Source organism: Haemophilus parahaemolyticus (assembly GCF_002015035.1).
Taxonomy (GTDB): domain Bacteria; phylum Pseudomonadota; class Gammaproteobacteria; order Enterobacterales; family Pasteurellaceae; genus Haemophilus_A; species Haemophilus_A parahaemolyticus.
Genome location: NZ_MUXY01000002.1, coordinates 46,756 through 68,570 on the forward strand (window position 1 = coordinate 46,756; position 21,815 = coordinate 68,570).

Below are 21,815 nucleotides of genomic sequence, written 5' to 3' on the forward strand. Positions count from 1 at the left end.
CACAAAAGGCTGACGAGAAACCGTCAGCCGAATACTTATACAAAAATGGTTGGAGATTATAAAAGATTTCTGCTTTTTTAGCAAATTTTTTGCGAAAATTTGAGCGATTAAAGTTCTATTTATCAGAAGAAAAATTATTTCCTATACCACCGCCCAAAACTCCACCAGTTGCACCAATAACGCCCTTGCCACCTGCAACGCCTAAGCCACCAACAGCTTTAGCACCACCGCCAATTTTAGCTAATGAAGCACTTTTAAGAGCTGCTCCGCTTAACGTATTAATTGCCGTGCCTGTACTTGCCGTACCTAACACGCCGCTTGCACCTAGTGTTGTTGCGATTGTTGGTGCTGCAACGGTTGCAGCTGCTACACCTGCTGCTGCAACTGCCACTGTTGTTACAGTCGGATTTTCTTTCGCAAAATCTGAAACAGCATCCGTTGCATCGCTCACTGTTTCAACTGTTGCAGAAATCCCATCACCGACTAGATCAACACTTTTTTCAATAGTGTTGAGCGTAACATCTAACGCTCCCATTGTAACATCGCCTACTGTTGAAACTGCACTTTCTACTGCATCTGTCACAAAATCCGTAGCTTTTGAAACAACTTCATCAATAAAATCGAAAAGTCCCATATACCAAATCTCCTATTTAAATAACAAATAAAAAGCAAGCTAATTCATCAATAAATTAGCTTGCCATTTCCTAATTACCCGTGAGTTCTACGATACCATTTATTGTAATAGTATTCGTAATCTGAATCACGCCCACCTGATTCAATCCAATCATCATATTCAGGGCTATTTTTAAAACTATCTGACATAGCTAACACCTCATAAATTTAATTCATCAATATTGTTTAGTTGTTATGTCAATAACAACTAAAAGAAGTATACTTCTTTGAAAAATCAACATTTATTTCTTTTGATGAAGAAAAGGATAATGGATAAAAATCTCTTCAATCGCTTAATAAAAAGTACAGAACAAATGGTTATGATTGAGAAAAAACTCGTAGCTAAAGTTGAAAGCATTACAAAAATACCTCTAGAAAATGTATCGTGTGCGGATTTGCAAAATCCACACACATTTTCGCAAAACCTCAATAAAAATTAACCGCTTACGTGCGTGAACCTTTGTTTCACACACCCTACGAACAAAGTTTTATGTTAATGAATTTTGTGATCCCCCTCCCAATTTTCGCCTTTCTTGCTCGACAAGCGGTCTGATTTCACTCAAAATTGGTAAATTCTTTTCCGACAAACCACAGGATGTGACGATGGGAAAACGCCACGAGCTGATTTTAGATTACTTAAAAGAGTATGAAGAGGCAGGTTCGGCAGAACTTGCCGAAAGTTTAGGGGTATCGATTGAAACTATCCGACGCGATTTAAACAAACTCGCTGACCAAAACAAGCTCTATCGCACACACGGGGGAGCGATGAGTTTGCAAAGCCAGAATATTGGACAATCTTTTTCTACCCGTAAGAAATCCCATAATGACGGCAAAAAACACATTGCCGAGCTAATTCGCGAGCAGATTTTTGAAGATGCGGTGATTGTGCTTGATGCCAGCTCAACCGCGTGGTATATCGCCCAACGTCTGCCTAATATTCCGTGTAAAATCATTACCAGCTCAATGCGTATCATCCACGCCCTCGCCTATAAACCTCACATCGAAACCATCGCCACAGGCGGTATTTATTCCGAAAAATATGATGCTTTCTACGGCCCTTTTTCCGAACATCTGTTCTCACGCTTACATATTGATATGGCAATTTTCTCGTGCACAGGCATTTATGAAGGAGCAATTTGGGAATCTAACCAACTTAATTTGCCATTTAAACGTAAAGTACTTGCAATGAGCAAGCAAAAATTCTTAGTTGCCGATCACTCCAAAATTGAACGAAAAGATGTGTTCAGACTTTGTAAATTGACAGAAATTGATAAACTGTTTACTGACGAACCGATTACTGATGAGTTGTTACCGCAGTATCAAAACTGCGTAGAAGTAATTTGGTAATTTGCAAAAGAAAACCGACCGCTTGGTCGGTGTTTTTATGCCTAAAATCGCTATAAGAAAAACGAACTTACTTGGAACAATTTTTCAATTTCACTCACGTGTTTTTTATCGTTTACGAACAAAATCACACGGTCTTCAGCTTGGATTTCAGTGGATTTGTGGGCAATCATCACCTGACTATCTCGCACAATTGCCCCAACAATCGCCCCTTGCGGAAGCTTAAGCTCTCGTACTTTTCTCCCTACCACTTTGGAAGACTCCTCATCACCGTGGGCAACCACTTCAATCCCTTCAGCTAAACCTTGTTTGAGCGAAACCACTTTCACAATATCGCCTTTGCGAACATAGCTAGAAAGTGCAGAAATAGTCGATTGCTGTGGTGACATCGCAATATCAATCGTTCCGCCTTGAATTAAGTGCAAATAAGACATCCGTTGCACTAACACAATCGCTTTTTTCGCCCCTAAACGTTTTGCCAACAGTGCTGCCATGATATTGGCTTCATCGTCGCTGGTTAAGGCAAGGAAAAGATCAATATTTTCGATATGCTCTTCAAAAAGCAACTCTTGATCCGACGCATCGCCTTGTAACACAAGGGCTTTTTCTAGCTTAGTTGAAAGTACTTCAGCTTTTTCACGGCTTCGCTCAATGATTTTCACGCTGCACTGATTTTCCAAATCCTTCGCTAACCCTAATCCGATTGAGCCACCACCTACAATCATCACTCGTTTATGCGGACGCTCCAAACGTTGCAGCTCACTCATAATCGCCTTGATGTTTTGCGTTTCACAGATAAAGAAAACTTCATCACCTGCTTCGATAATAGTCGAGCCTTGCGGGATAATGGCACGATCTTGGCGGAAAATTGCCACAATGCGAGCATCAATATAAGGTAGATGATCGTGCAAGGCAGAAATTGGGTAACCGACCAAAGGTCCACCGTAATAGGCTTTCGTGCTAACAAGGCTGACCAAATCATCGGCAAAATGTGCCACTTGCAACGCCCCAGGATAGTTAATCAGACGTAAAATATCCTTTTGCACCAACAATTCAGGTGCAATCACGTGGTCTATCGGTAAATTATCGTTGCCGAACAGATGTTCACGCTCACGCACATAGTCACTATTACGAATTCGCACAATCTTAGTCGGCACTTTGAACAAACTATACGCAACTTGACTGGCGATCATATTGATTTCATCACTATCGGTCACCGCCACCAACATATCTGCATCGTTCGCTCCCGCCTGTCGCAAAATACGAGGCGATGCCCCATTGCCTTTTAGCACGCGTAAATCGTGCTTTTCCTGCAATTTATCAAGCAAATCTTGGCGATCATCAATCAGCGTGATGTCGTTTTCGTCATTAGAAAGCGAAGCTGCCAGCGTCGAGCCCACCTGCCCCGCTCCGAGGATGATTATTTTCATAATGATTTTTTATTTTTATTGTATTACCCTCATTTGCGTAGGGGTGGGGTTTATCCCCATCCAATAAAACATATCATTGATATTGATTTCGGGCGGGGATAAACCCCGCCCCTACACAAAACGAGATTGCTACGAATTATATTGTTCTTATCAACCCGCTTTTTTTAACTTCGCATAAAAGAATCCATCCCCGCCGTTGGGCTGAGGGAAGAATTGTTTTTCGGTCACTTTTTCACCGTGAAAATCCATCTCCACCGCTTCAGCATCCGAGTGATTTTCAAGGAAACGTTGAATTTGCAAGCTGTTCTCTTCTGGCAAAATCGAGCAAGTCGCATAAAGCAAAATGCCGTTTGGTTTTAATCTTGCCCAAAGTGCCTCTAAAATCTTAGCTTGCAAGTTGGCAAGTTCAGTAATGTCCGCTTCTTTGCGAAGCCATTTAATATCAGGATGACGACGAATCACCCCCGTTGCCGAACAAGGTGCATCAAGCAGAATGCGGTCGAACATTACGCCCTTTTCAAGCCACGTATCAGGCTGGCTGGCATCGCCACAAATCACCGTCGCAGCTTGGTTGAGACGCATTAAATTCTCCCGCACACGTTTCAAGCGATTTTCTTCAATATCTAACGCAAAAACGACCGCTTGCGGGGCTTTTTCAAGAATATGTGTGGTTTTGCCACCAGGCGCGGCACAGGCATCTAAAATCGTTTCACCATTTTGAGCGTCGAGCAACTCAGCTGACCATTGAGCGTGAGCATCTTGCACCGTCGCCCAGCCTTGTTCGAAGTGAGGCAATTGGTTTACCGACACTGGATTCTCAAGTAAAATAGCACAATCAGGCACGCAAGCGGGCGGATTTTCACGTTGATTTGCTAACTCGCCCAATAAAGCCACATAATCTTTCGGCTGAATATGCTGCACGTTGGCACGAACCCACATCGGTGGACGCTGATTATTCGCCTCTACAATCTCACGCCAATGCGGATAGGCTTTTTTGATTTTATTCACAAACCATTCAGGGTGAAGCGTTTGCCAATGTTTATCGACTACAGCGAGAATTTGCTCTTGCTCACGCAGGAAACGACGCAACACGCCGTTAGTTAGAGCACGGAAGCTGTCGAGTTTCAGCGTTTTAGTCGCATTCACCACTTCATCCACTGCCGCGTGAGCTGGCACACGCATATAAAGCAGTTGATACAACCCAACCAACAGCAAGCAATGCACCAAGCGGATTTTACCCTTGAGCGGTTTTTCCACTAACTGCTTGATGATGCTTTCCAAACGAGGCAACACACGACAGATGCCAAACGTCACCTCTTGCACCAACGGTAAATCTTTTGGCTCAAGCTGATGGTGAGCTTCAGGGATGAGGGTAGAAAGCGATTTGCCCTGATCCAACACCTCTAAAATAATTTGTGCGGCAACCGCACGAGGGGATTTTTTTTTCATCATATATTTTTCTAAGAACATTCCCCCTCTTTAGCAAAGAGGGGTAATATTAAAAACTCTCCGCATCCCTCAACAGATGCACATTCCCTTTACGACGGAGGAAACCTGTGCGATCAAAATACTCCATCAACTGCACGGTAAGTTTGCGTCCATATTGCAATTCATCGCGTAATTGATTAACAGAAATCTCACCGTGGGTTTGCACAAATGCTTTAATCCAGCTTGCGAATTGTTGGATTTGTTCAGCAAGTAAGAAGCGATCTTTGACAATTGGCACGGCATAGCCCAGTTTTCCTGCTTTGTAGAGCAAGTTTCGCGTATCCGTTTCATCAAGGCTAAGCTCGGTTGCGATTTCTCGCACCCAAAGGGCTTGATTAGTAGCTTCAAAAAGCGGTCGAATTTGTTGCCAAATTTGCAATTCTGTTGCCGAAAACTCAATGCGATGCTCAGGCAGATGCACCCAACCACGCGTTTGAGCCAGCACGCCTTCTTCTACTAATTCATTCAGCCATTGCAACGCCAAACCTTCAGGCTGTTCAAGCACCGCCATGCGATAAAGGCGAGCTTTAGAAAGCCCTAGTTGGTCTTGATGGTTGGCATGATATTCCGTTAGTTTCTCGACCATTCTTTGCTGGATTTGTTGCTTAAATTTGCAGGAGAAAATCCACTTATCATAAACTATCGCATCTGTATTTTCAGGTAATTGGCTAGCAAAACGCTGTTCTGCCCAAAGCAAGAAATCCAACGTCAAAGCACGATTTTGCAACACCAACGCCAGACGAGCAGTAAAATCATCGCAAGCGGTTGTTTTTGCCAATTCATTGACAAAAGCAAGACGAGCTTCACTACGTTTATGGCGTTTAGGCGAATGAATCTCCAACACCTCCGCACTGCCAAGCGTTTGTCGGTCATCGCCACTGCGAATAATCAATCTGTCGTTTACCGCAATGTGCAACGGCTCATCTAGCAAAATTTCTGCAAAATAATCGCCATTTTCAACCGCTTGTTTAGCGTTGAGCAAGCTCACTTTGCCTGTTACGTGCGAGGCAAAATGGTAAAGATGGGCGACGGCACTCTCTTTTAACGGCTGAATCACGTTGAACCGCACAGTAATGCGGTCAGTCATGAACTGTGGCACAAGTTCGGTAATCCAATCACCACGCTGCACCTGCTCTTTTTCCACGTTCGCAATGTTGAGTGCCAAACGCTGCCCTGCCAAGCCGATTTCCGACGGACTATTTTGAGCGTGAATGCCTTTTATCCGCACTTTTTGACCGCTTGAGAGGTAAAATTCCGAGCCAATTTTAACCTGCCCCGCCACTGCTGTGCCCGTAACCACCAGCCCTGCACCTTTTACGTTGAACACACGGTCAATCGCATAGCGAAACGGTTTGTCGATTGCACTTTTAGCTTGTGCATTAAGGGCAATCAGATAATTTTTTAACGCTTCAATGCCCTGTCCTGTATGTGCTGAAGTCACAAAAACAGGTACTTCCGCTAAGAAAGGATAACGGCTTTGAATGGAATGAATTAGCTGTTCGATTTGGTTTGTTTCCGCACGATCTGCTTTGGTAATCACCAGCATAATATGCGAAAAACGGAGCAATTTCAGAATCTCAAGATGCTCTTCGGTTTGCGGCTTAATGCCCTCTTCGGCGGAAACTACCAACAAAGCGTGCTGAATACCGCCTACGCCTGCAAGCATATTCGACAAAAAGCGTTGATGCCCTGGCACATCGATAAAGCCAAGAATATCCTCCTTGCCGTTTGGCGTTTTGATCGGCAGATAAGCGTAGCCCAAATCAATGGTCAGCCCACGTTTTTTCTCTTCAGGTAAGTGTGCCGTGTTTGTGCCCGTTAAGGCTTGCAGTAGTGCGGTTTTGCCGTGATCGACGTGACCTGCGGTAACAACAATCATCTTATCCCCTTGCTGAATTTCTGTATTTATTGTGGGCAATCATACCACACCCCGCCTTTTTACGCTAAAATAGCCCTATTTTTGCAAATAAATTTATTTATTGTGCAATTAGAGACGACAAGATAAGCCTTAACGTAATTTTTACGTAGGGGAGGGGTTTATCCCCTCCCAATATATCCATTTATACAGAGGGCGGGGATAAACCCCACCCCTACAAATGTCTTGGCATACATTCGGAATAATTTAAATTTACAAATAGGAAAAACAATGCGTACAAGTCAATATTTATTCTCCACTCTTAAAGAAACGCCAAATGATGCTCAAGTGGTAAGCCACCAGTTAATGCTACGTGCAGGTATGATTCGCCCGATGGCATCAGGTTTATATAACTGGTTGCCGACGGGTATTCGTGTATTGAAAAAAGTAGAAAAGATTATTCGCGAAGAGATGAACAAAGGCGGTGCAATCGAGGTATTAATGCCCGTGGTGCAACCTGCAGAATTATGGGAAGAGTCTGGTCGTTGGGATCAATATGGCCCTGAGCTCCTTCGTTTTGAAGACCGCGGAAACCGTAACTTTGTACTTGGGCCAACCCACGAGGAAGTGATTACAGATTTAGTCCGCCGAGAAGTTTCTTCATACAAACAACTTCCACTTAATTTATACCAAATTCAAACGAAATTCCGTGATGAAGTGCGCCCTCGTTTTGGTGTAATGCGTTCGCGTGAATTTATTATGAAAGATGCGTACTCTTTCCACACTACCCAAGAAAGTTTGCAAGAAACCTATGATGTGATGTACCAAGTGTACAGTAACATTTTTAACCGTTTAGGCTTAGATTTCCGTGCGGTGCAAGCGGATACAGGGTCTATCGGTGGTTCTGCTTCGCACGAGTTCCAAGTGTTGGCATCAAGCGGGGAAGATGATGTTGTATTCTCAACAGAATCGGATTTTGCAGCAAATATTGAGCTTGCAGAAGCAATTGCTGTAGGCGAACGCCAAGCACCAACGGCAGAAATGTGTTTAGTTGATACACCAAATGCGAAAACGATCAATGAACTTGTAGAGCAATTCAGCTTGCCAATCGAGAAAACAGTAAAAACCTTGATTGTGAAAGGATCTAATGAAAATCAACCGCTTGTTGCCTTGATTATTCGTGGCGATCACGAATTAAATGAAATCAAAGCTCAAAAACACCCGTTAGTAGCAGATCCCCTTGAGTTTGCGGACGAAGCAGAAATCAAAGCGAAAATTGGGGCAGGCGTGGGTTCATTAGGTGCGGTAAATCTTAATATTCCTGCAATTATTGACCGCACTGTGGCGTTAATGTCTGATTTTAGTTGTGGTGCGAATATCGATGGAAAACATTACTTCAATGTGAACTGGGAACGAGATGTTGCAATGCCAGAAGTATTTGATTTACGCAACGTAGTTGAAGGCGATCCAAGTCCAGATGGTAAAGGCACGCTTCAAATCAAACGTGGTATTGAAGTGGGGCATATTTTCCAACTTGGTAAAAAATACTCTGAAGCAATGAAAGCGACCGTTCAAGGCGAAGATGGTAAACCGCTTGTGATGACAATGGGTTGCTACGGTATTGGGGTAACTCGTGTGGTGGCTTCAGCCATTGAACAACATCACGATGAGCGCGGTATCATCTGGCCATCAGATGAAATTGCACCATTTACTGTGGCGATTGTGCCAATGAATATGCACAAATCTGAAAGCGTACAAAAATACGCTGAGGAACTTTACCGCACTTTACAATCACAAGGCGTTGATGTGATTTTTGATGATCGTAAAGAACGCCCAGGCGTGATGTTCGCCGATATGGAACTTATCGGCGTACCGCATATGGTGGTAATCGGCGAGAAAAACCTAGACAATGGCGAAATTGAATACAAAAACCGCCGCACAGGCGAAAAACAGATGATTGCGAAAGAGCAGTTGTTAGCGTTTTTGAAAGAAAATGTGAAAGCGTAATACTACTTCAATGCAAAGAATCCAATGGCTAGGTAATCCCTAGCCATTTTTTATACTTGCAAGCGGTCAGAATTTCATTATAATTCACAAAGTTTTGAATCGAAACTTAATGGTTTATAAATTATGTCAAAACGAAATACGCAACAACGCCGTCAGCTGATTGTTTCTATGCTGATGGAGCAGAATGAATTAAGCGTTGATTACCTTGCTCAGTTTTTTGATACCTCAGAAGTCACCATTCGCAAGGATTTACGGGTGTTAGAAGAAGGCGGTTTTTTATTACGTCGCTATGGTGGAGCAATCAAGATACCATCGGAATTGATGGAAGAAGAAAACAACGAAGAACAGCTTTCGAAACAAAAGTTAGCTATTGCCAAAGCGGCTTGTGAAATTATTTCTGATCACAATCGCATCATTATTGATAGTGGCAGCACCACTGGGGCGTTGGTAAAAGCCTTAAACCAAAAAGGCTTGGTAATTATGACCAATTCTCTTTCTCTTGCCAGCGAACTAACGACCTTGGAATGTGAACCGACGGTGTTAATGACAGGTGGCACTTGGGATGCTCGCTCAGAATCCTTCCAAGGCAAAGTGGCAGAAAATGCCCTTCGTTCTTATGATTTTGACCAGCTTTTTATTGGGGCTGATGGATTAGATTTAGAACGCGGCACAACGACGTTCAATGAGTTAGTCAGGTTAAGCCAAGTGATGGCAGAAGTAAGCCGTGAAGTAATTGTGTTAATCGAATCACAAAAGATCGGAAGAAAAATGCCCAATGTGGAACTTGATTGGTCGAAGATTGACAAAATCATCACTGATAGCCAATTAAGTTACGAAACGAAAGTTTTGATTGAACAAAACGGCGTAGAAGTGATTGTGGCGAAATAGTACTTATTTTATCGTGTATTTTCTCCGTTAATTACTACTGCCAAATCTCCCCTACCCCTCTTTGCTAAAGAGGGGGATTATATCTAAGGCATTTTAATATCACTTGAGATATTCACTTATCTAAAAGTGTTTCGATATTAGTTTTAGGTTTGAATAGGTTCCCCTCTTTATCAAAGAGGGGTAGGGGAGATTTGGCAGAAGAAAAAACGGATAAATCTATAAATTTAAACTCAAATTAAACAAACATTAGGAAACAAATTTATGTGTGGAATTGTCGGTGCGGTAGCACAACGTGATGTAGCAGCAATTTTAGTCGATGGATTACACCGCTTAGAGTATCGTGGTTACGACTCTGCGGGCGTTGCCGTATTAGGTGCAGATAAACAAATGAATATTTTACGTCGCGTGGGTAAAGTAAAAGCCTTAGATGATGCGTTAGAAGCTCAACCATTATTAGGTGGAACAGGGATAGCACACACCCGCTGGGCAACCCACGGTGAACCCTCTGAAGCCAATGCACACCCTCACCGCTCAGGCAAAATTGCGGTGGTTCACAACGGTATTATCGAAAACTACGAAGAGTTGCGTGCAGAGTTACAAGCACGCGGTTATGTGTTCCAATCACAAACTGACACCGAAGTGATCGCCCATTTAGTGGAATGGGAATTCCGCACATCAAATTCATTATTAGAAGCAGTGCAAAAAACCGTGAAACAACTTCGCGGTGCATACGGTACCGTAGTATTAAATGAAGAAGAACCAGAGCATTTAATCGTAGCACGTTCAGGTTCTCCGTTAGTTATCGGTTACGGCATCGGTGAAAACTTCCTCGCTTCTGACCCGCTTGCACTATTAAGTGTAACCCGCCGTTTTGCTTACTTAGAAGAAGGCGATGTGGCAGAAATCACACGTACTTCAGTTGATATTTACGACCGCAACGGCAACAAAGTAGAACGTGAAATTCACGAAGGCAACTTTGAGCAAGATGCAGCAGATAAAGGGCAATATCACCACTATATGCAGAAAGAAATTTTCGAGCAACCTGTGGCAATTATGAATACCTTGGATGGCCGCATCAAAGAAGGCAAAGTGAATTTAGAAGCTATTGCACCAAATGCTGCGGAAATTTTATCGAAAGTGGAACATATCCAAATCGTCGCGTGTGGTACTTCTTACAACGCAGGGATGGTGGCACGCTATTGGTTAGAATCAATTGCAGGTGTGGCATGTGATGTAGAAATCGCCTCTGAATTCCGCTACCGCAAATTCGTAACTCGCCCAAATAGCTTATTAGTGACCATCTCACAATCTGGAGAAACAGCAGATACTTTAGCGGCATTACGCTTGGCGAAAGCGTCAGGTTTTATGGCAGCAATGACGATTTGTAACGTAGCTACCTCATCATTAGTACGTGAATCAGACTTTGCCTTTATGACCCGTGCGGGTGTAGAAGTGGGCGTAGCATCAACTAAAGCTTTCACGACCCAATTAACCTGTTTATTACTTTTAACAGCAGCATTAGGTCGCTTAAAAGGCAATGTTTCAGCGGAGCAAGAAGCGGATATCGTTCACGCATTACAACGTTTGCCAGCGTTAATTGAGGCAGCATTAACGCACGAAAAAGAGATCGAGAAACTCTCTGAAGACTTTGCAGATAAACAACACAGCTTATTCTTAGGTCGTGGCGAATTCTACCCAATCGCAATGGAATCGGCGTTAAAATTAAAAGAGATTTCATACATTCATGCGGAAGCCTACGCAGCGGGCGAATTAAAACACGGGCCACTCGCATTAATCGACAACGAAATGCCTGTAATTGTCGTTGCCCCTGAAAATGATTTACTTGAAAAAGTGAAATCAAACATTGAAGAAGTGAAAGCACGCGGCGGTCAATTATTTATCTTCACCGACCACGATGCGGGCTTAGGCTACAAAACCTTGGTGTTCCCGAAAGTCGATGAAGTAACTGCTCCAATTTTCTACACCGTACCACTTCAACTACTCTCATACCACGTTGCGTTAATTAAAGGGACTGATGTGGATCAACCACGTAACCTCGCGAAATCGGTGACGGTTGAGTAATTTGAAAGAATAAAACAAGCGGTCATTTTCCTGATGCGATTTGCAAAATGCGTGGGAAAATGACCGCTTTATTATTTTAATGAGCATTACCACATCCAGGTAATGTACGGTCTACCACTAAGTTCCCTTCAACAATAGCTGAAACAGTAAAGAAATTTTGTTTTACATACACAGCAACATCAGACAACGCAACAGCACATTTATTAGTTTGAATAGCACGATCTGTCACTTCATCAAAACGAGCATAAGGATAGGCTGAATGCTCACCTCTCGCTCTCTCTTGAGTAACTGCTAATTTACCAGAATTCAAATTAACATTTTTTGAGCTCATCAATGTATAACCGCCTATACGATGAACACAAGCTGAAAGTAAAATTGCCACAAGACCAATAGATAATGTCTTAATTCTCATCACTAGTTTCTCCAAAGTTTTATCAATATGTTTTACTTGTTATGTCAATAACAAGTAAAAGAAGTATACTTCTTTGGAAAATCAGGCATAAAAAAACCCTCCAGCATTGCTGCTAGAGGGCTTAATATTGATTTGCTGATTAAGCTACTGCTTTCTCAACAACACGAACTAAAGTGTGTGCTTTTGTTTTTGAAACAGGACGACATTCCTTGATTTCAACTACATCACCTAATTTAGCTTCGTTGTTTTCATCGTGTACGTGTAATTTAGTTGTACGACGGATAAATTTACCGTATAACGGGTGTTTTACCGTGCGTTCAATCGCAACAACAAATGATTTGTCCATTTTGTCGCTTACTACTTTACCTTGTACTGTGCGAATTTTATCAGTCATTACTCACCCGCCTTCTCGGTTAATACAGTTTTAACTTGTGCAATACTACGACGCACTTGTTTTAACTGGTGGGTTTGTTGAAGCTGACCGGTGGCTGCTTGCATACGCAATTTGAATTGTTCACCTAAAAGGTTTACTAACTCAGCATTCAGCTCTTCAACATTTTTATTACGTAGTTCTTGAGCTTTCATTACATCACCGTCTTAGTTACAAATGTGGTTTTCATTGGTAATTTCGCTGCCGCTAATGCAAATGCTTGACGTGCGATCTCTTCAGAAACACCATCCATTTCATATAATACTTTACCCGGTTGGATTAAAGCTACCCAGTACTCAACGTTACCTTTACCTTTACCCATACGGACTTCTAATGGTTTTTCAGTAATTGGTTTGTCTGGGAACACACGGATCCAGATTTTACCTTGACGTTTAACTGCACGAGTCATCGCACGACGTGCTGCTTCAATTTGACGTGCTGTTAAACGACCACGACCAACTGCTTTTAAACCGAATGTACCGAAGCTCACTTCAGTACCGCCCGCGATACCACGGTTACGGCCTTTGTGTACTTTACGGAATTTTGTGCGTTTTGGTTGTAACATTCAGTGATTCTCCTTATTTACGACCTTTGCCACGTGGCGCCTTTTTAGGCTGTGCCGCTGGTTCTTTTTCAGATTCGATCACTGCCGCCATACCACCAAGAATTTCACCTTTGAAGATCCACACTTTAACGCCAATTACGCCGTAAGTTGTGTGAGCTTCTGCAGTGTTATAATCGATGTCTGCACGAAGAGTATGTAGAGGTACACGACCTTCACGATACCATTCTGAGCGAGCAATTTCTGCACCACCTAAACGACCGCTAACTTCAACTTTGATACCTTTAGCACCTAATTTCATTGCGTTTTGTACTGCACGTTTCATTGCACGACGGAACATAACACGACGTTCTAGTTGAGAAGCGATGCTATCTGCTACTAATTTCGCATCTAGCTCTGGTTTTTTCACTTCAGCGATGTTGATTTGTGCTGGAACGCCTGCGATTTTCGCTACTGCGTTACGTAATTTTTCAACATCTTCGCCTTTTTTACCGATAACGATACCAGGACGAGCTGTATGGATAGTTACACGAATACTTTTCGCAGGACGTTCAATAGTGATACGTGATACTGAAGCATTCGCTAACTCTTTATTTAAGAATTTACGTACTTTGAAGTCGCCGTCTAAGTTATCAGCGAAATCTTGTGTATTCGCGAACCAAGTAGAGTTCCAAGGTTTAACAATACCAAGGCGAATACCATTAGGATGTACTTTCTGACCCATTGTTATTCTCCTACTGATTAACGATCTGATACAACCACAGTAATGTGGCTAGTACGTTTTAAAATACGATCTGCACGACCTTTCGCACGTGGCATAACACGTTTCATGCTTGGACCTTCATCAACGAAAATCTTAGCAACTTTAAGATCGTCTACATCTGCACCGTCATTGTGCTCTGCGTTCGCGATAGCTGATTCTAATACTTTCTTCACTAAAGCCGCTGCTTTTTTGTTAGTGAAAGTTAAGATTTCTAATGCTGCAGAAACTTTTTTACCGCGAATTAAATCAGCAACTAAGCGAGCTTTTTGGGCAGAAGTACGAGCGTAACGATGTTTAGCAATAGTTTCCATCTTTTACCTCTTATTTCTTAGCTTTCTTATCTGCGGCGTGACCGCGGTATGTACGAGTCGGTGCAAATTCGCCAAGTTTATGACCGATCATTTCGTCTGATACATAAACTGGAACGTGCTGACGACCATTATGGACTGCGATGGTCAAACCAATCATTGATGGAATGATCATTGAACGACGGGACCAAGTTTTAATTGGTTTTTTATCCCCGCTTTCCACCGCCTTCTCTACCTTCTTCAACAAGTGTAGGTCAAGGAAAGGACCTTTCTTGAGAGAACGTGGCATGGGTTATCCTCTTTTTAATGAATAAAATTATTTGCCACGACGACGTACGATGTATTTATCAGTACGTTTGTTGTGACGAGTTTTCTTACCTTTGGTTTGAACGCCCCAAGGTGTAACTGGATGTTTACCAAAGTTACGACCTTCACCACCACCGTGTGGGTGGTCTACTGGGTTCATTGCAGTACCACGAACTGTTGGGCGTACGCCTCTCCAGCGGTTAGCACCTGCTTTACCAAGAACGCGAAGCATATGCTCAGAGTTACCTACTTCACCGATTGTTGCGAAACAATCAGCTAATACTTTACGCATTTCACCTGAACGAAGACGTAAAGTTACATAGTTACCTTCACGTGCAATAATTTGTACGCTAGCACCCGCAGAACGTGCAATTTGACCACCTTTACCAGGTTTTAATTCCACATTGTGTACAGTTGTACCAACTGGGATGTTACGCATAGGTAATGCGTTACCTACTTTAATCGGAGCTGAAGCACCTGCTTGAATCGTATCACCAGCAGATAAACCTTTTGGTGCTAAGATATAACGGCGTTCACCATCTTTATAAAGAACTAACGCGATGTTAGCAGAACGGTTTGGATCGTATTCTAAACGCTCAACTACCGCAGGGATTTCTAACTTGTTACGTTTGAAATCAACTAAACGATAGTGTTGTTTATGACCACCACCGATGTGGCGAGTAGTAATACGACCTAAGTTATTACGACCACCAGTTTTAGATTTAGTATCTAAAAGTGCTGCGAAAGGTTTCCCTTTGTGAAGTTCTGCATTAACAACTTTAACTACATGACGACGACCAGCGGAGGTCGGCTTACATTTAACGATAGCCATAGTTTTCTATTCCTCCGAATTACTCTGCCGCACCTTCAACGAAGTCAAGTGATTGACCTTCTTGAAGAGTTACATAAGCTTTTTTCCAGTCACTACGACGACCTGATTTTGCACCGTGACGTTTAGTTTTACCTTTAACAACCACTGTACGTACAGAATCAACTTTAACTTCGAAAAGTGCTTCAACCGCATTTGCAATTTCTACTTTATTAGCATCTAATGCAACTTTAAATACGATTGTGTTACCTTTTTCAGCGTTGTTTGTCGCTTTCTCAGAGATATGAGGTGCTTTAAGCACTTTTAGCAAACGTTCTTGTTGAATCATGCTAGCATCTCCTCAATTTGTTTTACTGCATCAACAGTTACAACCACTTTATCAAAAGCGATTAAGCTAACTGGATCGATTGCTTGAACATCACGAACATCTACTTTGTATAAGTTACGTGCTGCTAAGAATAGATTTTCATCTAAATTTGCAGTAATGATTAAAGCGTCAGTTAACGCCATCTCTTTTAATTTTTGTGCTAAAACTTTAGTTTTAGGTGCATCGATTTCGAATTTCTCAACAACCACTAAACGATCTTGACGAACTAATTCAGAAAGAATGCTTTTGATTGCACCACGGTACATCTTTTTGTTCACTTTTTGGCTGTGATCTTGTGGTTTCGCCGCGAATGTGATACCACCAGAACGCCAGATTGGTGATTTGATGTCACCAGAACGTGCACGACCTGTACCTTTTTGACGCCAAGGTTTTTTGCCTGAACCAGACACTTCAGCACGAGTTTTTTGTGCACGTGAACCTTGACGAGCACCTGCTGCATAAGCAACAACTACTTGGTGGATTAACGCTTCGTTAAACTCACGTCCGAAGGTAGTTTCAGAAACAGTGAGTGCGTTTGCACCAACAACTTGTAATTCCATCTCTATCTCCTAGACTTATGCTTTAACTGCTGGTTTAACAATAACATCACTATTAGTCGCACCAGGAACAGCACCTTTAACTAATAATAATTTACGCTCAGCATCTACACGAACAACTTCAAGTGATTGAACAGTTACACGCTCAGCACCTAAGTGTCCAGCCATTTTTTTGCCTTTAAACACACGACCTGGAGTTTGGTTTTGACCAATAGAACCAAGTACACGATGTGATAAAGAGTTACCATGTGTAGCATCTTGAGTACGGAAGTTCCAACGTTTAACACCACCTTGGAAACCTTTACCTTTAGATGTACCAGTAACATCGACTTTCTTAACATCTGTGAAGATGTCAACATTGATTTCTTGACCTAAAGTGAATTCTTCACCTTCAGTACGAAATTCCCATAAACCGCGACCAGCTTCAACACCTGCTTTCACGAAATGGCCTGCTTCTGGCTTAGTTACACGACTAGCTTTTTTAGTACCAGTAGTAACTTGAATTGCAGAATAGCCATCGTTTTCAAGGGTTTTAACTTGAGTAACACGGTTGGCTTCGATTTCGATAACGGTAACTGGAATAGACACGCCGTCTTCAGTGAAAACGCGGGTCATACCAACTTTACGACCGATTAAACCAATCATTGTAATAACCTCTTAAAATTCCCAATTAACCTAGACTAATCTGAACATCAACGCCAGCAGCTAGATCTAAACGCATTAATGCATCAACAGTTTTTTCTGTTGGTTCAACAATATCAACTAAACGTTTATGAGTACGGATTTCATATTGGTCACGCGCATCTTTATTAACGTGTGGAGAAATCAATACCGTGAAACGTTCTTTACGAGTTGGTAAAGGAATTGGACCACGAACTTGTGCACCAGTACGTTTAGCTGTTTCTACGATCTCCGCTGTTGATTGATCAATTAAACGATGATCAAACGCCTTTAAGCGGATACGGATTCTTTGGTTCTGCATTAGACCAGAGCTCCATTAAAATTTAGCTAATAAAAAACCAAACTACCACTTATCTAAAAAGAGTAAGGGAGCTCAGTTACACCTAATTATAGTTCCAAGATTAGGAACATTATATATGCTGCCAAATTGGCAACACCATTTGATAAATGATTACATCAAACGACTTAACTCGTCTGTCTTCTCGCAAAGATACACGAGAAAAGTGGCTGTATGATACAGATAAAATCTGATTTTGGCAACTCTTTTTTCTGCAAATTTACTAATTTTTTGAACCGCTTTTTAGGCAAAAATTTTTTAGCATTTCTTATCACAAACTAGACTATTTTGAAACACCTCAAATTTCTATGTTATTTCAAAATATTTTTCTCAAATTTTCGAGCGAGTTCACATTTTTGAAAAAATGTAGTTGAAACGATCACACATTCTCAGGTATTTATTAAAAAGATTTTTTCATTTCACAAAATTATTGATATTTTAGGAGAAAATATGCTTCCAATTCACGCTGTAGAACAACCAATCTCTGCACTTTTTGAGCCTATTACAGGAAAAATTAGGCTAAAAACCCATTTTTCTTATTATGGCATTCATACAAATGGTTTTATGATTGCACTATATAAAAATAACACTATTTTTATTCGGGCATCTCGCCAATCGAAAACAGAGATTCAACAGCTAGAAGAAACATATGTATTACAAGATCCAGAAGTAGGTCTTAACACAAAAAACTTTTTCGCTATTCCCTATCATACAGCCCTGAATGAAAGTCGTTTTTCACATTGGGTAAGAAGTATTTTGGAAGAATTATCTGAACAATATAAGCAAGAACAAGAGAAACGAAAAACCCAAATTCGATCTTTAACAAATATGAATTTCAAAATGGAGAGAATTTTAAAGAAAATAAATATCAACAATGTAGAACAATTCCAACAAAATGGCTATATCAATACTTTTGTCAAATTAGTTAAACAAGGCTCTGACGGCTCAGATTTAATGTTATTCAAATTACATGGAGCCATTCATCAAAAATCTATTTATCATATTACGCCTGAAGAAAGAATAGAATTACTTAGAGAAGCAAACAAAGCAATGTATGATGCAGGACTTCGCCATAAATTTTATATTCCTGACGAAGAATAAATAGAGCATGCTAATTTATTTTGGGGTTGAACTAAATAACTAGACCAAACTCCCTTAACTCATTATTTTAAAATGGAAATTTGAGATTTTATTTCATTGTTGTTAAAACGCCATTCATATTCCTTTAAATATAGCTCAGAATGCTCTTTGGGAATGCCATTAAACTTGCGTAAATGGCGTGTTGCTTGATTCCAAAAATTCTCAATTCCATTTACATGGTTATGATTTTCAGCAAAATGCGTGTGTGATTGAGGCGAAAATGGCTAAATTCACTCACATCAAGCACATCATAACTACGGAAGGTATCCGTGTACATATGCTATCAGGCTTAACTTTCTCTCTGATAACCAATTCGCTGGCTTTTCTTGCTGTGACACCTTCGCTAAACAGTTCAATGAGTTTATTTTATTTATGCTGACTTAAGCGACTTTTTCTCATTGGTTTATTCTAACCTAAATAGGATTTTTAGTCATTAGCTAGAACATCCCCCCCAAATTATTGTAAAAACGTTAGTTAAAAGTTCAAAAAATAAATTTTATCTTCGTTTACATGCTTGTTTAAAAGACATGAAGATTTCTTAAAAGAACGGAGTGATAAAGCGAATGAAAATGGGTATTTCCTTTATAAGCACAGGAATGTAAGAGGTGCATATGCAAGTTTTAAATATGATATGAATTATTTATTTACCTTTGAAAAGCATACTGAAATAAATATCAAAAATACAACAAATAGGCTAGAAGGATTATTTAAACATCTAAAGCGTCAATTAAATAATTATAATGGATTTTTGAATCAAAAGAGTTGGTAAGGATTATAGTTAATAATCAAAACCAACACTTTTGTCTATTATGCCCCTTAATTTTCCCCAGTTGTAGAGCGACATCCCTCACCATAAACGTAGGGGAAAATACCTTACGCATTCAATGCCACATCAATCATCGCATACACATCTTCGGCAGTTTTGCAGGCGAGTACTTTGTCGAGGTTCACGCCAGTTTCGCTCTCTTCGTCGTCTAGTACTTGGGTGATTTCCATTAAGCCTTCCATATGACGGTCAGAATCGCTGCCTGCGAGGATAATGAATACACTCACAGGTTCATCTTCGCCTTCAAAGGTCACTGGCTCTGCAAGAGTAACTAACGCAAAAGAAGTTTTGATAACACCTTCTTCTGGACGAGCGTGTGGCATGGCTAAACCTGGGGCGAGGATAATGTAAGGCCCCATTTTTTCGATGTTACTGATGATGTGGTCGTAGTAGCGAGGTTCGATAGTACCCGCTTTAACGAGTAAGTCTGTGCCGATTTTGATGGCTTCTTGCCAAGAAGCAGCAGTTTGGTTGAGGGCGATGGAGTGATTTTCAATGAGGGATTCTTTTAACATAGAGTGTCCTTTTTGTTTAATCCTAGGGCTTTCGCCCTAGGTTACGCATAAATGCGTCCCTACAGGACGCCGTAGGATTTATTGATATTTTTTAATCAACGTCAAGAGTTCTTCGCCGAAGGTGTTCGGGTTAAGCATATTTTGTACGCCTAGCACAGAGACGCGACCTTCTTGGACGATTTCATCTTGTAAGTGTTTTGAGCAAACGATGATGTCCACGCCTGATACTTTACCCTTGTGGTCGGTAACTGCGCAAGAGTCCATTACGTTTGGAATGCCTCGTTTATCAAGGTATTGTTTAATTTTCATTTTCATCATCATTGATGAGCCTTGCCCTGAACCGCACACTGCAAGAATGTGCACAGGTTTTGCATCAATATTTGCAGAAGTTTCCACTTTTTCGACCGCTTGTTCTGTTTTTGCTTGTGCTTGGTCTAAGCCGTAGCCGTCTAATTGTTCAAGGGTTAAGCCTTTGGCTTTCGCTTCTGCTTCTTCAGCACGTAATTGGCGTGAGGCAAAGAACATATAAACTAACGCAAGGGCAACAATCACGAAGAAGAAACCTGGTACGCTGATGATACCTTGTAGGATTGGTGGGAAGAATAACGCCCAGTCAGCCATACCCATCCAGCCGTTGAAAGTGGTGCCTTGGCTGGCAAGCATTTGGATTACCCACGCAGAGCCGAACACTTCAATCATACCCATCACGAAACAGATTTTCATTACTGCTTTCCAGCCACCGAATTGGTTTGCGAACACGCCGATGGTAGCGTTTGAGAAGAACATTGGGATAAAGCCTGGGATAATTAAGATTGGTGAGCTAAAACCAAGTAATACGCCAACGGCAACGAATTGACCAATTGCACCCCACATAAAGCCGAATACCATCGCATTTGGTGAGAAGGCGTAAATTGCCGCACAGTCAATCGCAAGGACTGAGTTTGGAATTAAGCGTTCAGAGATACCTTTGAAAGCTTCAGACAATTCCGCCACGAACATACGCACACCCGTTACAATGATTTGAATTGCTACGGCGAATTTCAAGCCCATTTCAAGAATGTTCATAGACCAGTGAGTTTTGCCCGCCATTTGTTGCAGGTTGTCTAAACCGAATGAGAAAAGAATGATACCGAAGAAGATGGTCATCACGAGTGCCGTTGCAGAGATGCTGTCGTGGAAGATATGTAACCATTTCGGTAATTTCATATGGTCCACAGAGTCGTTTTTGTCACCGAGTTTTGGTGCAAGTTTAGTGGCAATCCAAGAGGCAATTTGTTGTTGGTGACCGATAGAGAAACCTGCTCCGTCTGTTACAGCTTGCGTAGCTTTATACATAATGTTAGAAGAGATGCCCCAATAGAGTGCCATTAACACCGAAGTGTAAATCACCGTTTCCCACATTGATGCACCGATGATCATATAGAATACCGCGACCAAGCCCGCTTGTTGGAACATAATGTGGCCTGTGAGCATAATGGTACGGATACCAGTGAATTTTCTGAACACCACTAATAAGATGTTAAGCAACAATGCACCGATTACTGCATAACTCACCCAGGCATAGTTATCTGCCATGGTTTGAATGGTCGCTTGCATACTGGTATATGGGTCAATCACCGCACCAGTTAAGTGGTGGAATTTCGATAAACCTTCAATCACCGGTTTGAAGTTGGTGACCAAGAAGCCTGAACCTGCTTGCACAAGCATAAAACCTACAATGGTTTTGATGGTACCTTTAATAATAGTGGTGGCATCTTTTTTAAGTAGAATGTAGCCCAAGCAGGCAACAATACCAAGTAAGAAAGGTGCTTTATTTAACACCTGATCTTTTAAAAAAACCAGAATATCACTGAACATTTCCATAAGAGAACCTTTTATTTTAAAATCAAATTACGTCAAAAAGACACTGTTGAGTAAGAATATCATTCAGCAAAATAGATGTAATGGCTGCATAACAACCACCTTGTGTTGATAAATAAAGATTATTTTTGATTATTTTTAGGGTTGGACACATTT

General features: G+C 41.4%; 24 protein-coding genes and 1 pseudogene. 6 read left to right on the top strand and 19 right to left on the bottom strand.

Going from position 1 to position 21,815, the window contains the following annotated elements:
* Positions 1-115: 115 nt before the first annotated feature.
* The gene (locus B0185_RS04180; protein ID WP_005706405.1) at positions 116-634 is read right to left on the bottom strand and encodes a hypothetical protein; all 519 of its coding nucleotides are present in this window, start codon (positions 632-634) and stop codon (positions 116-118) included.
* A 307-nt stretch (positions 635-941) separates the two neighbouring features.
* On the opposite strand from B0185_RS04180, the gene B0185_RS10220 reads away from it, so the two are divergent.
* Entirely contained in the window at positions 942-1,112 is a 171-nt protein-coding gene (locus B0185_RS10220) for a hypothetical protein (protein ID WP_005706385.1), read from the top strand.
* 163 nt (positions 1,113-1,275) lie between these two features.
* Complete coding sequence (locus B0185_RS04185; protein WP_005706456.1) at positions 1,276-2,019, top strand: DeoR/GlpR family DNA-binding transcription regulator; 744 nt, start codon at positions 1,276-1,278, stop codon at positions 2,017-2,019.
* A 50-nt stretch (positions 2,020-2,069) separates the two neighbouring features.
* Here the strand turns inward: B0185_RS04185 and trkA are convergent, their stop codons facing one another.
* The 3 genes from trkA to selB all read right to left on the bottom strand — a co-directional run bounded on the left by trkA (position 2,070) and on the right by selB (position 6,813).
* Positions 2,070-3,446 (bottom strand): Trk system potassium transporter TrkA, encoded by a 1,377-nt coding sequence (gene trkA / locus B0185_RS04190; RefSeq protein WP_005706439.1) that lies wholly within the window; start codon positions 3,444-3,446, stop codon positions 2,070-2,072.
* Positions 3,447-3,596: 150 nt separating this feature from the next.
* Positions 3,597-4,895, bottom strand: coding sequence for a 16S rRNA (cytosine(967)-C(5))-methyltransferase RsmB (gene rsmB, locus B0185_RS04195; RefSeq protein WP_039863221.1), 1,299 nt, complete (start codon positions 4,893-4,895; stop codon positions 3,597-3,599).
* A 49-nt stretch (positions 4,896-4,944) separates the two neighbouring features.
* Positions 4,945-6,813 carry a selenocysteine-specific translation elongation factor gene (gene selB / locus B0185_RS04200; protein ID WP_005706419.1) on the bottom strand — a complete coding sequence of 623 codons (1,869 nt, stop codon included), beginning with the start codon at positions 6,811-6,813 and terminating at the stop codon, positions 4,945-4,947.
* Positions 6,814-7,080: 267 nt separating this feature from the next.
* On the opposite strand from selB, the gene proS reads away from it, so the two are divergent.
* From proS to glmS, 3 genes are all read left to right on the top strand, one after another.
* Positions 7,081-8,796 (top strand): proline--tRNA ligase, encoded by a 1,716-nt coding sequence (gene proS / locus B0185_RS04205; protein ID WP_005706442.1) that lies wholly within the window; start codon positions 7,081-7,083, stop codon positions 8,794-8,796.
* Positions 8,797-8,919: 123 nt separating this feature from the next.
* Positions 8,920-9,684 (top strand): DeoR/GlpR family DNA-binding transcription regulator, encoded by a 765-nt coding sequence (locus B0185_RS04210; RefSeq protein ID WP_005706454.1) that lies wholly within the window; start codon positions 8,920-8,922, stop codon positions 9,682-9,684.
* Positions 9,685-9,945: 261 nt separating this feature from the next.
* A complete protein-coding gene (glmS, locus tag B0185_RS04215) occupies positions 9,946-11,766 on the top strand; it encodes a glutamine--fructose-6-phosphate transaminase (isomerizing) (RefSeq protein WP_005706420.1) in 1,821 nt (606 codons plus the stop codon).
* A gap of 76 nt (positions 11,767-11,842) precedes the next feature.
* Here glmS and B0185_RS04220 read toward each other — a convergent pair whose 3' ends face one another.
* The 12 genes from B0185_RS04220 to rpsJ all read right to left on the bottom strand — a co-directional run bounded on the left by B0185_RS04220 (position 11,843) and on the right by rpsJ (position 17,282).
* Positions 11,843-12,178, bottom strand: coding sequence for a hypothetical protein (locus B0185_RS04220; protein ID WP_005706425.1), 336 nt, complete (start codon positions 12,176-12,178; stop codon positions 11,843-11,845).
* Positions 12,179-12,317: 139 nt separating this feature from the next.
* A complete protein-coding gene (rpsQ, locus tag B0185_RS04225) occupies positions 12,318-12,572 on the bottom strand; it encodes a 30S ribosomal protein S17 (RefSeq protein WP_005706413.1) in 255 nt (84 codons plus the stop codon).
* The gene (gene rpmC / locus B0185_RS04230; RefSeq protein ID WP_005706394.1) at positions 12,572-12,763 is read right to left on the bottom strand and encodes a 50S ribosomal protein L29; all 192 of its coding nucleotides are present in this window, start codon (positions 12,761-12,763) and stop codon (positions 12,572-12,574) included. The genes rpsQ and rpmC overlap by 1 nt, the downstream gene beginning before the upstream one ends.
* Positions 12,763-13,173 carry a 50S ribosomal protein L16 gene (rplP, locus tag B0185_RS04235; protein ID WP_005706445.1) on the bottom strand — a complete coding sequence of 137 codons (411 nt, stop codon included), beginning with the start codon at positions 13,171-13,173 and terminating at the stop codon, positions 12,763-12,765. The genes rpmC and rplP overlap by 1 nt, the downstream gene beginning before the upstream one ends.
* A gap of 13 nt (positions 13,174-13,186) precedes the next feature.
* Positions 13,187-13,894 (bottom strand): 30S ribosomal protein S3, encoded by a 708-nt coding sequence (rpsC, locus tag B0185_RS04240; protein WP_005706400.1) that lies wholly within the window; start codon positions 13,892-13,894, stop codon positions 13,187-13,189.
* 17 nt (positions 13,895-13,911) lie between these two features.
* Positions 13,912-14,244, bottom strand: a complete 333-nt coding sequence (gene rplV, locus B0185_RS04245) for a 50S ribosomal protein L22 (RefSeq protein ID WP_005706427.1) — start codon at positions 14,242-14,244, stop codon at positions 13,912-13,914.
* Positions 14,245-14,254: 10 nt separating this feature from the next.
* A complete protein-coding gene (rpsS, locus tag B0185_RS04250; protein WP_005539416.1) occupies positions 14,255-14,530 on the bottom strand; it encodes a 30S ribosomal protein S19 in 276 nt (91 codons plus the stop codon).
* Between the two features lie 27 nt (positions 14,531-14,557).
* A complete protein-coding gene (gene rplB, locus B0185_RS04255) occupies positions 14,558-15,379 on the bottom strand; it encodes a 50S ribosomal protein L2 (RefSeq protein ID WP_005706404.1) in 822 nt (273 codons plus the stop codon).
* A 19-nt stretch (positions 15,380-15,398) separates the two neighbouring features.
* Positions 15,399-15,704, bottom strand: coding sequence for a 50S ribosomal protein L23 (rplW, locus tag B0185_RS04260; RefSeq protein WP_005706434.1), 306 nt, complete (start codon positions 15,702-15,704; stop codon positions 15,399-15,401).
* Positions 15,701-16,303: a 50S ribosomal protein L4 gene (gene rplD / locus B0185_RS04265; protein ID WP_005706452.1), complete on the bottom strand. Its 603-nt coding sequence runs from the start codon at positions 16,301-16,303 to the stop codon at positions 15,701-15,703. Before rplD ends, rplW begins: the two co-directional genes overlap by 4 nt.
* Before the next feature lie 15 nt (positions 16,304-16,318).
* Positions 16,319-16,945, bottom strand: coding sequence for a 50S ribosomal protein L3 (rplC, locus tag B0185_RS04270; RefSeq protein WP_005706393.1), 627 nt, complete (start codon positions 16,943-16,945; stop codon positions 16,319-16,321).
* Positions 16,946-16,970: 25 nt separating this feature from the next.
* Positions 16,971-17,282, bottom strand: a complete 312-nt coding sequence (gene rpsJ, locus B0185_RS04275; RefSeq protein WP_001181005.1) for a 30S ribosomal protein S10 — start codon at positions 17,280-17,282, stop codon at positions 16,971-16,973.
* 486 nt (positions 17,283-17,768) lie between these two features.
* On the opposite strand from rpsJ, the gene B0185_RS04280 reads away from it, so the two are divergent.
* Positions 17,769-18,419, top strand: coding sequence for a TfoX/Sxy family DNA transformation protein (locus B0185_RS04280; RefSeq protein ID WP_005706412.1), 651 nt, complete (start codon positions 17,769-17,771; stop codon positions 18,417-18,419).
* Positions 18,420-18,481: 62 nt separating this feature from the next.
* Here the strand turns inward: B0185_RS04280 and B0185_RS04285 are convergent.
* From B0185_RS04285 to B0185_RS04300, 3 genes and pseudogenes are all read right to left on the bottom strand, one after another.
* Positions 18,482-18,767, bottom strand: a pseudogene (locus B0185_RS04285) (transposase); the annotation flags it as partial.
* Positions 18,768-19,331: 564 nt separating this feature from the next.
* Positions 19,332-19,799 carry a PTS sugar transporter subunit IIA gene (locus B0185_RS04295; protein WP_005706397.1) on the bottom strand — a complete coding sequence of 156 codons (468 nt, stop codon included), beginning with the start codon at positions 19,797-19,799 and terminating at the stop codon, positions 19,332-19,334.
* Positions 19,800-19,877: 78 nt separating this feature from the next.
* On the bottom strand, positions 19,878-21,662 hold the full coding sequence (locus B0185_RS04300) for a PTS ascorbate-specific subunit IIBC (RefSeq protein WP_005706444.1): 1,785 nt from the start codon (positions 21,660-21,662) through the stop codon (positions 19,878-19,880).
* Positions 21,663-21,815 lie beyond the last annotated feature (153 nt).

Excerpts from the sequence above, each read along its gene's own strand:
- B0185_RS04180 (WP_005706405.1), bottom strand. The coding sequence starts at position 634 with ATGGGACTTTTCGATTTTATTGATGAAGTTGTTTCAAAAGCTACGGAT.
- B0185_RS10220 (WP_005706385.1), top strand. The coding sequence starts at position 942 with ATGGATAAAAATCTCTTCAATCGCTTAATAAAAAGTACAGAACAAATG.
- B0185_RS04185 (WP_005706456.1), top strand. The coding sequence starts at position 1,276 with ATGGGAAAACGCCACGAGCTGATTTTAGATTACTTAAAAGAGTATGAA.
- trkA (WP_005706439.1), bottom strand. The coding sequence starts at position 3,446 with ATGAAAATAATCATCCTCGGAGCGGGGCAGGTGGGCTCGACGCTGGCA.
- rsmB (WP_039863221.1), bottom strand. The coding sequence starts at position 4,895 with ATGAAAAAAAAATCCCCTCGTGCGGTTGCCGCACAAATTATTTTAGAG.
- selB (WP_005706419.1), bottom strand. The coding sequence starts at position 6,813 with ATGATTGTTGTTACCGCAGGTCACGTCGATCACGGCAAAACCGCACTA.
- proS (WP_005706442.1), top strand. The coding sequence starts at position 7,081 with ATGCGTACAAGTCAATATTTATTCTCCACTCTTAAAGAAACGCCAAAT.
- B0185_RS04210 (WP_005706454.1), top strand. The coding sequence starts at position 8,920 with ATGTCAAAACGAAATACGCAACAACGCCGTCAGCTGATTGTTTCTATG.
- glmS (WP_005706420.1), top strand. The coding sequence starts at position 9,946 with ATGTGTGGAATTGTCGGTGCGGTAGCACAACGTGATGTAGCAGCAATT.
- B0185_RS04220 (WP_005706425.1), bottom strand. The coding sequence starts at position 12,178 with ATGAGAATTAAGACATTATCTATTGGTCTTGTGGCAATTTTACTTTCA.
- rpsQ (WP_005706413.1), bottom strand. The coding sequence starts at position 12,572 with ATGACTGATAAAATTCGCACAGTACAAGGTAAAGTAGTAAGCGACAAA.
- rpmC (WP_005706394.1), bottom strand. The coding sequence starts at position 12,763 with ATGAAAGCTCAAGAACTACGTAATAAAAATGTTGAAGAGCTGAATGCT.
- rplP (WP_005706445.1), bottom strand. The coding sequence starts at position 13,173 with ATGTTACAACCAAAACGCACAAAATTCCGTAAAGTACACAAAGGCCGT.
- rpsC (WP_005706400.1), bottom strand. The coding sequence starts at position 13,894 with ATGGGTCAGAAAGTACATCCTAATGGTATTCGCCTTGGTATTGTTAAA.
- rplV (WP_005706427.1), bottom strand. The coding sequence starts at position 14,244 with ATGGAAACTATTGCTAAACATCGTTACGCTCGTACTTCTGCCCAAAAA.
- rpsS (WP_005539416.1), bottom strand. The coding sequence starts at position 14,530 with ATGCCACGTTCTCTCAAGAAAGGTCCTTTCCTTGACCTACACTTGTTG.
- rplB (WP_005706404.1), bottom strand. The coding sequence starts at position 15,379 with ATGGCTATCGTTAAATGTAAGCCGACCTCCGCTGGTCGTCGTCATGTA.
- rplW (WP_005706434.1), bottom strand. The coding sequence starts at position 15,704 with ATGATTCAACAAGAACGTTTGCTAAAAGTGCTTAAAGCACCTCATATC.
- rplD (WP_005706452.1), bottom strand. The coding sequence starts at position 16,303 with ATGGAATTACAAGTTGTTGGTGCAAACGCACTCACTGTTTCTGAAACT.
- rplC (WP_005706393.1), bottom strand. The coding sequence starts at position 16,945 with ATGATTGGTTTAATCGGTCGTAAAGTTGGTATGACCCGCGTTTTCACT.
- rpsJ (WP_001181005.1), bottom strand. The coding sequence starts at position 17,282 with ATGCAGAACCAAAGAATCCGTATCCGCTTAAAGGCGTTTGATCATCGT.
- B0185_RS04280 (WP_005706412.1), top strand. The coding sequence starts at position 17,769 with ATGCTTCCAATTCACGCTGTAGAACAACCAATCTCTGCACTTTTTGAG.
- B0185_RS04295 (WP_005706397.1), bottom strand. The coding sequence starts at position 19,799 with ATGTTAAAAGAATCCCTCATTGAAAATCACTCCATCGCCCTCAACCAA.
- B0185_RS04300 (WP_005706444.1), bottom strand. The coding sequence starts at position 21,662 with ATGGAAATGTTCAGTGATATTCTGGTTTTTTTAAAAGATCAGGTGTTA.